The following is a 12,123-nucleotide window of genomic DNA, read 5'->3' as shown; positions in this document are numbered from 1 at the left end:
TATTATTAGTATTTTTGTTTGGTCTTGCCGTTTATGTATTACATATTTAGAACATAAAACTAATCGTCTTAGTTTCAGATTGCACTACTTCTGGAGTTACCTGATTTACCATCAACTGTTCAATCTGATTATTTGCCTGTGCCAATTTATTCCTAAGTTGTGTAATCACTGCTTCCTTATCGTCATCGCTAGTAGCCTTGTTAGCAAATCCAATTTCAACTGCTTTTTGTGCGCTGAACCATGTTTCCGCATCCACTGCCGCTCTAATTTCCTCACGAGTGACATTTGCTTTAGTCATATAGATATCGATAAGACCTTCCTCTAACTCATCAAGCACATTAGCCTGTTTTCGCATTGCTGATTTGGTTCCCCAAACGATTGTACTAGCTTCATGAATCATAAGCATCGAGCCAAGTCCCATGTTTAGTTCGTCAGCTGCCATAGCAATAACACTAGCTGCACTCGCTGCGAATCCGTCAACATTGATTGTTACTTTACCATCATGCTTCTTCAGTCTGTTATAGATTGCAATGCCATCGAAGGCATCACCCCCAGGGCTATTCAAATGAATAATAATATCGCCAGTGATACCCTTGAGTGCATTATCAATATCAGATGCAGATACAGAATCCTCCCAATACGAATCGCCAATAATACCATAGATGGTTAGCTCGGTTGTATTAGTTGCTACATTATGTACAGCTTCGAATTTACGTTTGATTTTTTCCATTTGTTCAATATGTGATTGATTCTTGAAATTCTTGAAATAATCTTGCTTCCTAATTCTACTCATCTCCTTCTCCCTCACCCCCTTTCGATGAAGTTGCTTTCTCATAATTTTTAGTCAGGACATACTCATCAAGTGCTGGATTATCAACCGGCTCATCGCCTAATTTGATGCGCAATTGATTGCTGGTATATGTACCCGATGCCTTCAATTTATCGATAGCTGTTGCAACTTCAAGTGAATTCATCTCTGCTACTCCTCTAACCTCAACCCTCATATTCTTCATATAATCTGCCTTGTCGATAATCCTGGCATTCAATACATCGCTTATCTTCTTGATAAGTGGAGCAATACAGAATTTGATGTATGCCTTGATAGCTGTCTCATAATCGGACATATCACCATGAACCAGCGAGTTAGGAATGCCCAATATGTTAGCGATGTCTTCAGTCAAGTCTTTCTTAAGCTTGGCTAATTCATCTACCGATTTGCCGTTATTAGAGCCGTCATGGATTTCTGTATAATTGAAACCCTTAACCTTAGGAACTAATGCTATTAGTTTTTCCTTGAACGATGTGAATAGCTTATCGATAAACACTTGAAATTTAGCCATTGTTTCTGGATCGGATTGCTGCATGGTAGCATCAATATCAACCGTACCTCGAATCTGGTTATTCATTCTCTGGATCTCAATCATGCGGCTGAATAGGCTATCATATTCATTAGATATTCCTCGTACAGCATCAATCAACTTGACCTCGGAATGCTTGAGATAGATAACCTCATCCATCCTAAATGTACGTGTAAAGGTATAATCCTTAACAACTACATCGCTGAACACATCTGGAAACACGGCATACTCTTTCCTATCAAAGTCGTCTGCGATTAGTAATTCATCATTATCTGTCTTAATAACTAACACTTCATTATCGTAGATTAGCTTATATACAAATTGATGCCAAAACTCAGATGCTGATTGATCTGTGTTCGGACTTACATTGAGCAGATAGTCCCAATCGTTACGTATACGCTTATTGTTCTGCGTGATTCTGAAATCAGACTGACTAATTGTGCGCGCTATAAAATTGATACAGGTCTCCATAGCTAACATTCCAATTTTGGTGTCGCCACTATCTTCGTAAGTGAATTCAAGTCCTGTAAACGATGAACTTAATGCCTTATTGCGCTTAAATACGTCTCCTAATAATCCCAATAGTTCACCCCCTTTCTTAGAAATTCAATGCGCTAAGAGCATCTAGTGAATCGTTTATGCTGCCATCGTATACCTCTTCAATTCGATATAGTCCATGTACAAGGCATTGGAATCCATCTGTCTTGCGTCTTACTTGATCTTTCTTACCGTATACTTTGCTTCCGTCCTTCTTAATGCTTACAAGGACATTGTTTGTGTACCAGCGCATCAATGGATTATCTCCCCATACAAACATTTCCTTGGCAAAATACATCTCAATTCTTGGAGCTAATAGTCCATGTATAGATTCAGGTCTACGAATTACCTCCACTTCGAATCCCACAGCCTCTAACATTGGCTTAAGCATCTCCATACGATAGTTATCACCAACAATTTTCTTGATACCGTACTTCATTCGTGCATTAACGAACCAGTTGACAATATGCTCAAAGTTAATCATGTCCTCATCCAGAACGGTGAGTAACCCCATCTCTTCCCATTCCTTGATTGGAGCAAACTTCTGCTTAGACTCTACCTGATTGTTCGAGTACCCATAGTATTTATCAACGAATTCTTTTCGTGCGAATGAATGAGTTATGAATGGTATCTTGTCACCATATTTGAACACTAGACCAACAGAAGCAAAGTCCTTAATCTGAGCAAAGTCGAGACAACCAATACACTCTCTACCCGACAGATCAGGCAATGGTTGATTTGTAGCTGCAATCTCTTCCCATTTGGCTACTGACCGTTCCAAATCGGTGACTGGAAGGTTCATACGCTTAGTCATGAATTCCTCACGATTGGAAGGATCATCAACCAGGTCATAATACTCTTCTCTGATCGCGCTAAATAACCCCTGAGCATAATCGCTGCGGGGTTCACTTAGCATAGGATTGGCTAGTTCCCAATTATCGGGTTCATCTACCTCACTCTCATCATTAAGTTTGCAGATGAAGGGGAATAGAGAGTTTGGTCTGCTCTTGCCAGTTAAGACTTTGTTAGCCTGTTCCTTCATCTTATCTAGGAAGCCTTCTCTAACATATCCGTCAGTGCCGATATAGAATTCCCTAGGATTCTTCTTCTTACCTAGGCCAGATATGTGTACCTTTACATCAGCATTAGACAAGAATTGGTGTAGCTCATCAAAGACGACAGCCCCATCTCTGAGACCATCTTTCGTGTTGCCATTACTTGTACGGAACTTGAATATGCTATCCGTCTTCTTGCTGCGAACCTCGGTTACGGTAGGCTTGAAATATTTCAGCAGTGTAGGCTCACGCTTTACAGTTTTTCCAACTTCCTCGACCGATGTCTTAGCCTGATCTTCACTGTTCGCAATCACCGATATATTATACTCTTTGACACCATGTAACTCGCTGATAAGGAAATGTGCGATAACAGAAATAAGTCCATTTTTCCCACCGCCTCGACCGAGCATCCATAAAAACTTACGATAAAATGCGGTACCATTGTCTTTATGAAATAAGAATATGAAAGCAATCAAGAAGCGTTGGAATGGCTGCATAGGAAAGTACCATTTCTCACCAAATTTAATACAGTTCTCAATCATTTCATCATCGAAGTATAGGTCATCACGAGTTATTATATCCCGCCCCAAATACTCGACTAGCTGCTCCCGTTCCTTGTTAAACTTAACCTTGCCTTCCCTGTAAAGCTGTATGTATTCGTCTACGTACTTTTGCTTAATCATTAGATCAAATCGCTTTTTGATTTATCATCAGATACAGATGTAGGTGAAGGGGAAGAATCGAGGCTAAGATCCTTGTAAAGCGATATGAGCGAGGCATTAATTTTGCTCTTTTCTGCTAAGGCTGGATTGGCCTTGGTGAAGGATTGACTTCCATTTGTGGTAACAGTCATAACTCCCTGTTCCTTAATTGACTTATCTAACAGATAGAATATAGAGACAAGGTTAATATAGCGTTCAACTTTTTCAATTTGTAACTTACTCTTTTTATCGATACGTGACATCAGCTCTTTCTTGAGCGATTTCAGTTCCTTTTCGTCCATTTACATCCTCCTAACGTGTATAATATTCAAAAAAACTCGACAGCACAGTCCATGCACCGGTGTTCCTATGCTCATGCTTGCCAAAGTTTTTTGATGGGGGGTACTACCATCTTTCATCGTTTTTCCACTTATTTACTTTCTCATTCTTCATCGGCATTCTTTTATGTTCCTTCTCGTGACAAGCTACGCAGATGGTTTCGAGATTCGATATCTCAAGAGCCAATTCAGGATACCTCTCTAACTCCCTAATATGATGGACAACCAATTGTATCTTCTTCCTCTTCGCTGTCTCGCTATACTCGTTGGTATCAATGACCACTAACCCATTACGCTTGCATTGTTGACATTCGAAATTATCGCGCTCTACTATAACCCTTCGAAGCGACCGCCAACTAGGACTGTCGTAGAACCTACGTTTCTGTTCTGGTGTTTTATATTTACTCATCAGTTTTATATTCACTCATCAGTTTCATAATTACAATCCATATACTAGAAGTCAAACATTACGCATGGCAAAATAAATTTTACCCATTTCATGCTTCTCTACTCGCCCTACACTCTTAATTCTTACCTCATCAATAATAACGTCATCATACTCATAATGCTTTGCCAATAGATCGTTAACAGCTTTCTCCATGTTCTGTATGTCAGTTCCTTGCTTATGTATGAATGCTAGATATACCTTAATATTACGATTAAAGTCTACTCCAGGATCAAAAGGTAATTCATGATATGGGAAACCTGATAGCCATTTCTTGAATGCATATGATTTAACCATTTTCCCAGCTCGTTCATTCCACTCATACATATAATTAACGCTAAATGGTGGATAGTTGACTTCGTAATAGTCCTCTAGACTAGGCACACTGACTACTTTACTAACGCGTTGTCTCAGTTGTTTATTCTCTCTATTAAGAGCTGCTTTCTGACCGCCATTCTTCCTGTTCTCGACCTTATGTCGTTGTTCGGTCATATTAAGCATCATTTGTTTCAGGTTATAACAATTACCAATGTTATATACTCCATCTTCAGCCAACTTATCATGTAGACGCTGAATACCAGTAATTGCACTCTTATATCTTGTCATGCGTACATCAGATTTCATGTCCTTTGTGTACTCGATGAAGTCCTGTATCAAAGTATCAATATTCTTCATATCAGCATTAGTAAATGTCTTAATTGTACGTCCTGTAGAGAATCGTTCTGCATTAAAATCATCTAGCGTCAATACCTTATCAACTTTCACCTTGTTAACTAGGCTATCCAGCATCTTACGTTTGTCTTTAATTTCCTCTGCCATTTCCTCGAATGCTTTCGTGTACCTATAAGTGAAGATAGTAGCCTCATCACCAGTGAACTTATTCACCAGCATAGAGAATCCTTGTCGATCCATTTCAAACATTGGTTGTCTTTTATTCTGCTCGTTAATATAAGAGGACGGCGCAAAATTTCGCTGTCCTAATTCAGGAATCAATTCAATAAAACCACGAATTTTCTTCATAACGTCTTTATGTTCCTTACTATAATACTCAGATACCCGAATACTATTAGCTACTACTTGACCTTCCTCATTAACCGTCAATCCGAATTCCCCTTCAAACTTTGTCAATACGTTCATTTTCTCTTCACTCTTCCTTTTCATATTATTGTTTGTAGGCAAACAAAAAGAGAGCAGTTTATAACCACTCTCCCTGTTTGCGTATCGATATCACATCGAGACAATAATCGATAAAGGAATTACCCTTTCACCATAAGTTGCGAATGTGATATTTAATTGTTGGGCTATCTCACGACAGGCCAAATAAGAGGAAGTTCGCATGTCGGTTAGCGAAAACATTTGAGCTTTTCTCCTGTGTGGGAAACATAACAGCAAGAGACCATCGATGAACAGTGGTCTCTTTATTTTAATTGATATAGATTGTTTAAATGGATACAATTGGATAATAACAAGATAGGAGGCAATCTATTTGAAAACAGAAGATGCTGCTAAATTAGCAACTAAAGATAAATCAGAAATTATCATCAAAGCTGGACTCCAATTAATACCTTATGTTGGAGGTTCATTATCAACATTATATTTTGACACTAAGCAAGAAAAGAGATTTAAACGTCTTGAGTCCTTTTATAACGAATTTTCTAGGTATGTAAACGAATCTGGTGCTTTCATCCCACAGATCGAGGAACACAATAAGGAATCTATAGTTGCACTGATAGAAGAACTTAATGAGAAAGTTGAACGAGAACACACTCAAATAAAGAGAGAATATTTTAGAAATTACTTATTAACAACCTTGACCAACTCAGAAGCAGATAAGTTCGATGAGCAAAAATTCTTTTTAAATGCTTTGTCTGATATGACAATGCTTGAATGTGAACTTCTCATGTTCCTAAACACTCAATTAAAAGGTGCTATGATTGGTACTATTAAAAAGAACGGAATTGAACAATATGCGATTGTTGGAGCAATAGGCAGGTTAAAAGCATATGGATTTATTTATACAATTTATGGACAGATCTCTTTTGGTAATAATAATGATGATTCATTAACAGATAGAGTCTTTATGACTCCATTTGGTCAAAGATTTATCTCTTATTGTCTTTCTTAATGAAGCGTAAGACTGCAAAACACACCACTACTAAAGAAATCCATAAATACCAGTACTTTATCAAGTGATGAACTGGCGTAATATTAATCAGATCAACAAAGAATGACATAAGTCTCTTCTCTTCCTTTCGCATTGTAGTAAACATAAGTTTCAAACAATACAGAAGCCTCCGATGAGTCTTAAGTTAGAGGCTTTTGTATTATTTGGAGTAGGGTAAGGGAATAGGTCAAATAAAAAAGCCACTCAATGTATATGAGCGACTTATATTGCTTCTTCATTATCATTAATATCTTCTTCTTCATATGTATTCAATCGTTCCAGATACTCATCAATATGCAGCCGTAAACTGATTGGCCTGTGATTCTCTCCTTGATTTGCTTGGATTTGATTCTCAACAAAGCCTACCTTATCACTAGTGTAGAATCTTAATCTATGTAAGAAACAATCCAAAGTCAAAAATTTGACTCCTCCAACAGTTTCCCTCATCACTAATGCTTTAGATATGGCAAAATGGATTAAATACTTGCCGATTCCTTGTTTTTGGTGGTCTTTATGCACCGCTAACCGAGCAATTTTTAAAGAAGGGAACATTTCATAACCTATAGCACCTTGATTTCTTTCATTATAATTTAATCTGATCGCGTCAGCACATAATGAAATATACGCTAATATATTACTGTTCTCGTCTTTTAGTAAGTAGGTGGTATTGTAACCCTCATCTTGCTCATCTAAAGCTTCATTCACTAAGAAATAATTCATATCAAGTGAATGGTTTTCTAATCTTCTTCTAGTTCTTCGTTGTGATCCCCTAAATTCACTCTCATCAAGGCAATCAAAAGAAGCTAGATTATCACGATCTAACTCGGATAACCTAGCTATCGAGTAAGTATCAAAAGACAAGATTACTTCCTTCTTTCTACACCTTTAAAATACTCTACCAATTTCTTGCCATTCTCAATAGATTTCTTACTAGATTTATGATTCAATGAATTCAAGAGATTCTGTGCATCTTTACCTCTTAATACTGGAGTTGCTGCAATTTGTGTTGCCATCCTACGTCCACCTCTTTTCCTCTCCATAAATACCTCCCTAGAAAACATTCTAGTTTGATAGATATGAGAGAACATTTGAAATAAGAAAAGTCTATAGAACTATTCCTTCGACAATTATATGTGGGAGTTATCTCTCCCACTAATAATATATCACTCTTATCTGGTAGAAGTAAACAATTACCAAGTAAATAGAGAAAAATAGACTCAAAATTAAAGATTTTTTAATCAATTTTCAAGACCAAATATCTGGTTCTTTTCTTCCTCAAAAACTTCTTAAATATTATCAATTTGTATCGCTATATATATTATACAATTTCGGAGGTAACTTTCAGGAAGGTAAGTTAAGTAGCTTGCAATATCTGAATTATTTAAGTAGACTCACAACAAAAGCTACTACTATACACAAACAAAAAAACTCAAGAGATCCTGCAATCACTTTTACAATTTCCAGTTTCGAAACTTTTCCGCTTTTCCATAGCTCTATAACTGTCTTCACTGTTTCCAATTCTTATCATTCATCCTTATATAAAATTTTCCCCTAATTAGTTCATTGGTACTAAGACAACAAATAAGACAGGAATGATATCCTGCCTAAGAGTAGATATAGGATTTAGAGCTTAAAAATCGGATTCACCTATATCATAGTATAGAAAAAATGAAAAAATCAATTTAGAGTAGTAAAAATATGGTCTAAATCAACCTTCAAGAAACGTCCGAATACTACTATATTCATAGTATAGAAATTATCACGAATCGCAGTTTTGCTATAATAAATATAGGTTGAACGAGTATGCAAAAACTTCTAGTTTATTTATATCCATATTAGCGGTTGTTATTAACACCGAATGCGGTCAATAAAACAATAGCAATTTCAATAGTTTCGAATACTCCACATCAAACTCTATATCATAGTATAGAAATTATTATGCCATATAAAATATAGGCTAAACGTCAGTCCAAAAGTGGTAAAGTCCTCATCACTTGGGAGTTTTCTCTCCCTTAAATACCATTAAGAAATTTCATGCATCTCGCAAAATCCATTGATATTGCTAGGTTTTCAGCAATGGTTGAAACGATGATTTGTATCGTCCATGTCAATTCAGACTATATAATATATGGCCTAACGCAAATAGTCTAATTGTACACGCATTGTCTCTCCATAAGGCAATCACAAGCCATCCTGATTATACCCAATAAATTACGGATCAGATTGCCTCTTGAATTTAGAAAAATGTGAAAGTTTCAGCGAAAACAGCATGATTCATACACTTTTTTACTGTTCAACATCCTCTCCATATGGCAATAGTCTCGATACTGAAAAAATCCATTATAAAATAAGGGATAATCGACGCTATTCCGAGTACCATTTCTAAGAATTTCTGCGAAAACGGCACACTATAACACTTTTGCTTTTTCTCCTCATACTAGGAAATTCTATAATTGATAAAAAAGTCAATGACACTAACGGTTTGAGTGGTGTTTCTAAACTTGGACATTTATACCCTTTCCAAATGGGCACGAATTTGCAATTCGGGAAACCGTTGGTACGTATGACTTATTTGACACTTTGAAAATTTCAATTCTAAGAATTTTAGCCATTTTTGCCCTTCTGGAGGCTATTTTGATTTAAACCATTCGGTACCTTCTCCATTTGGCAATAGGTTTCTAATTCGAAATAATGATATACCCTTCTCCACTACGGAACTTTCGGTTATCTCAAATAATCGCGTCATTTCAACGTTTTTTAATAATTTATTTTTATAATTACAAAGGTTTTTGTGAAAAAATTCCTAAAAATGACCATTTACATTGTACCCTTCCATATGGCGATATATTGTGAATTCAAAAAAACTACATTTTATAAGTGTTTTTAGATACTTTATTTATATGGTTACAAACATTTTGGGCGAATTTCCTCCCTTAGAGACCATTTTGTTTAATTCAAACAACCGTTGATACATCTACGTTTCCCTTTATATATGATTGCCCACTATCGTCATTTTCCCTTATGTATCAAGCCTTTCAGCCGATTCCTAAAGCGTTACATATATTGTCTGTGTTATCTCTATATCATAATATAGAAATAATAAGAAAATCGATTTCGATTTAGAGTAGTAAAAATATGAGCAGAATTTACATTCAAAAAATACACATGTCTAAATTGTGACTCCTCATACTAGAAAATTCTAACTTCCATAAATTAATCAATCATATCAATGGTTTGAGGTGTGTTTCTAAACATACACATTTTGTTTTTTGTCATTTACTCATCATACTAGAAAATGTCCGAGTTACTATAAAAACTCAATAGTATTAACGGTTTAATGCCAATTTCTAATTGCTAACATTTCTTTAATTACGCTCTATTCCACTTCACCCTTCTCATCTATCCAGCCTCAATAAGTACATGTTAAATTGTATAACTACTTATATGTTATACTCCCTTAGAGACTATTACGATTTCTGATGAAATTTATATAATATAAGTAATATCAATGTATTTTAGATAATTTATGATTAATATAAATCATCTAAATTTCTTAAAACCCATATATATCAAGGCTTACGAGGTTTGTTAGAATGTCTACGCTTTTTTCGATATTCTCAAGGGTTTTTCATATGTATATTTTCTTTGTTTTAAAAATTAAATATGAAAAACCCTTTACCATCAATGGATTTCAGGCTTTTTCTATACCCTTAACTTCCCTCAATTCCTTAACGGTCATCTCATCAATCATCTTCTCCTGTCCAGTTGAGGGGATTGTATGATGCTGCGAAATGAATTCTTGTCGGTCAATGGATTCTGGAAGAGATAGCATCTCGAAGATTTTACCTGTGGGCAGATGCGATGTCGCAACATTTGAAAACTGTTCATATGTTTGAATCATTCTAACGGCAGTAGTCCTGTCAATATCAACTGACTTAAACCACTCTATGTATTCCCATGCGCCAGATCCTTCTCCTTAACATGCTTCAACCTCTTACCAATCTCAAATATCGACTGACCTGCAATTTGCTTGTAACTGTTGATCTCAGCTGTGATGATGTTAATGTCGATTCTAAGCTTCAATTCCTATAAGTAGGATTAGAATGGATAAGCATACTCCTCAAATGGGTCATTATCATCGTACTTGCCTAGAGTAACTGAAGGTATATGAATATCATCATCAATTTTATACTTCTCAGCTTTTTCGTAACCATAGAAGTCAATGTCTGCTATGTCATGAGTTTTAATCAGGTCATTCGTCAACTCCTCGAACACTTCTATATATAGTTTCTGATGTTCGATCAAATCATTATATTTTCTTCTATTGCGTTCATACTTGGCTTTTTTCTTCTCTATTTCTTCACCTAAACCAAAATCATGCTTGTTTTTCTCATAATTATCTTTCAAGTCTATAGCAGTCTGTATACGCTTCTTAGCGTTATTAATGATACAGTCACAAATAGCTTTATTCAGATTCACTTTGTTATCGTAGTAGCTCGATATCCATAATTCAAGGTTCATATTACGGGAGGGTATATGTCCTGCTACATCATCATAATTATCACTCTCATAAATCTGAAACTCTGTCCATATGCTGTTCAAATCCATAAGTCTTAAAGTTTCCTCTCTAACCTTCCCCCAATAAGCTGGACTAATACTAGGAGGAACATACTTCCCATTAATACCGAACTCATCACCAACAGATGTTAATATCGATTCATATTGTTCAATCTCGAATAGAATTAGTTCTCTCGGTTCCTTATCTTCATCTGTTATATCCTTACACTTCATCATTTTGATAACCTCAATTGCTCCCTTGGTAACAAGGCGATTAAGGCTCCCCTTCAATATACTACTCATGAAACTTCCAACTCTGCCAAAGAAGTCATCATATATCCATAAAGGAGTATCGTTAGCTTCTGAATATTCCTTAACGTCATTCTGATAATCGTAATAAGACTCAATATTGAACATTTTGAGCGCTTCGTAGAAAAAATTCTTACGTCTACCCTCGAATGTGTATTGCTTGAGCATCATTAATATTAAATCATCGATGTAATCAGAATATTTGCTTTCAGATCCGTTGTGTTTGCGTCCATCTTCTTTATCCATTGGCACTTCATAAATCACCGTAACCTCCCAGTCATAGCTGCTATGTTCTATCCAATCGAAATACCGTTTCCAGTCTTTCAACTGGAGCATCTTGGATTTTCCACCCTTCGACTCAGTATCAAGTATTGTTGTTAATTCCTTATACCCTTTATAATGAATCAACTTTAAATTGTTAATATTCATATAGTTTCCTTATAGTCTCCTTTTGTCTTTCATTAGTTTGTCACCTTTCAATTTTGTATATTATTAATAATATTTAAAAAGTTGATTAGTGACAAACAAGATTAGTGTCTAGTATTTGTCCAGTTTATGATAATATTATCCATCCTTGAATCACGCTCAAAGAGTGAAAATGGTCTATTATCTTTAGGGTTGATTGCTCTGGTTATGTATTGGTATCCATACTGATCGAC

At 35.9% G+C, this 12,123-nt stretch carries 10 protein-coding genes; 1 reads left to right on the top strand and 9 read right to left on the bottom strand.

What is annotated here, in order from left to right:
* Positions 1–46: 46 nt before the first annotated feature.
* The 6 genes from M3194_RS15755 to M3194_RS15730 form a co-directional block, all read right to left on the bottom strand.
* On the bottom strand, positions 47–793 hold the full coding sequence (locus M3194_RS15755; protein ID WP_251655024.1) for a head maturation protease, ClpP-related: 747 nt from the start codon (positions 791–793) through the stop codon (positions 47–49).
* Positions 786–1,940, bottom strand: coding sequence for a phage portal protein (locus M3194_RS15750; RefSeq protein ID WP_251655023.1), 1,155 nt, complete (start codon positions 1,938–1,940; stop codon positions 786–788). Before M3194_RS15750 ends, M3194_RS15755 begins: the two co-directional genes overlap by 8 nt.
* A gap of 16 nt (positions 1,941–1,956) precedes the next feature.
* Positions 1,957–3,633 (bottom strand): terminase large subunit domain-containing protein, encoded by a 1,677-nt coding sequence (locus M3194_RS15745; RefSeq protein ID WP_251655022.1) that lies wholly within the window; start codon positions 3,631–3,633, stop codon positions 1,957–1,959.
* Positions 3,633–3,953, bottom strand: coding sequence for a P27 family phage terminase small subunit (locus tag M3194_RS15740; protein ID WP_251655021.1), 321 nt, complete (start codon positions 3,951–3,953; stop codon positions 3,633–3,635). The genes M3194_RS15745 and M3194_RS15740 overlap by 1 nt, the downstream gene beginning before the upstream one ends.
* Positions 3,954–4,056: 103 nt before the next feature.
* Positions 4,057–4,398, bottom strand: coding sequence for an HNH endonuclease (locus M3194_RS15735; RefSeq protein ID WP_251655020.1), 342 nt, complete (start codon positions 4,396–4,398; stop codon positions 4,057–4,059).
* Positions 4,399–4,449: 51 nt separating this feature from the next.
* Positions 4,450–5,571, bottom strand: a complete 1,122-nt coding sequence (locus M3194_RS15730; RefSeq protein ID WP_251655019.1) for a Rha family transcriptional regulator — start codon at positions 5,569–5,571, stop codon at positions 4,450–4,452.
* A 349-nt stretch (positions 5,572–5,920) separates the two neighbouring features.
* Here M3194_RS15730 and M3194_RS15725 point away from each other — a divergent pair, with 349 nt between their 5' ends.
* The gene (locus M3194_RS15725; RefSeq protein ID WP_251655018.1) at positions 5,921–6,559 is read left to right on the top strand and encodes a hypothetical protein; all 639 of its coding nucleotides are present in this window, start codon (positions 5,921–5,923) and stop codon (positions 6,557–6,559) included.
* A 261-nt stretch (positions 6,560–6,820) separates the two neighbouring features.
* On the opposite strand, the gene M3194_RS15720 is transcribed toward M3194_RS15725, so the two are convergent.
* From M3194_RS15720 to M3194_RS15710, 3 genes are all read right to left on the bottom strand, one after another.
* Entirely contained in the window at positions 6,821–7,459 is a 639-nt protein-coding gene (locus M3194_RS15720) for a GNAT family N-acetyltransferase (RefSeq protein ID WP_251655017.1), read from the bottom strand.
* Between the two features lie 2 nt (positions 7,460–7,461).
* Positions 7,462–7,611, bottom strand: a complete 150-nt coding sequence (locus M3194_RS15715) for a hypothetical protein (protein ID WP_251655016.1) — start codon at positions 7,609–7,611, stop codon at positions 7,462–7,464.
* Positions 7,612–10,696: 3,085 nt separating this feature from the next.
* On the bottom strand, positions 10,697–11,893 hold the full coding sequence (locus M3194_RS15710; RefSeq protein ID WP_251655015.1) for a hypothetical protein: 1,197 nt from the start codon (positions 11,891–11,893) through the stop codon (positions 10,697–10,699).
* Positions 11,894–12,123 lie beyond the last annotated feature (230 nt).

This window comes from Paenibacillus glycanilyticus (genome assembly GCF_023715145.1).
GTDB lineage: Bacteria > Bacillota > Bacilli > Paenibacillales > Paenibacillaceae > Pristimantibacillus > Pristimantibacillus glycanilyticus_A.
This window is presented reverse-complemented; position numbering and strand designations above follow the sequence as displayed.

What these genes read in the sequence shown, in the direction of transcription:
- M3194_RS15755 (WP_251655024.1), bottom strand. Translation starts at nt 793, where the DNA reads ATGAGTAGAATTAGGAAGCAAGATTATTTCAAGAATTTCAAGAATCAA.
- M3194_RS15745 (WP_251655022.1), bottom strand. Translation starts at nt 3,633, where the DNA reads ATGATTAAGCAAAAGTACGTAGACGAATACATACAGCTTTACAGGGAA.
- M3194_RS15740 (WP_251655021.1), bottom strand. Translation starts at nt 3,953, where the DNA reads ATGGACGAAAAGGAACTGAAATCGCTCAAGAAAGAGCTGATGTCACGT.
- M3194_RS15735 (WP_251655020.1), bottom strand. Translation starts at nt 4,398, where the DNA reads ATGAGTAAATATAAAACACCAGAACAGAAACGTAGGTTCTACGACAGT.
- M3194_RS15730 (WP_251655019.1), bottom strand. Translation starts at nt 5,571, where the DNA reads ATGAACGTATTGACAAAGTTTGAAGGGGAATTCGGATTGACGGTTAAT.
- M3194_RS15715 (WP_251655016.1), bottom strand. Translation starts at nt 7,611, where the DNA reads ATGGCAACACAAATTGCAGCAACTCCAGTATTAAGAGGTAAAGATGCA.
- M3194_RS15710 (WP_251655015.1), bottom strand. Translation starts at nt 11,893, where the DNA reads ATGAATATTAACAATTTAAAGTTGATTCATTATAAAGGGTATAAGGAA.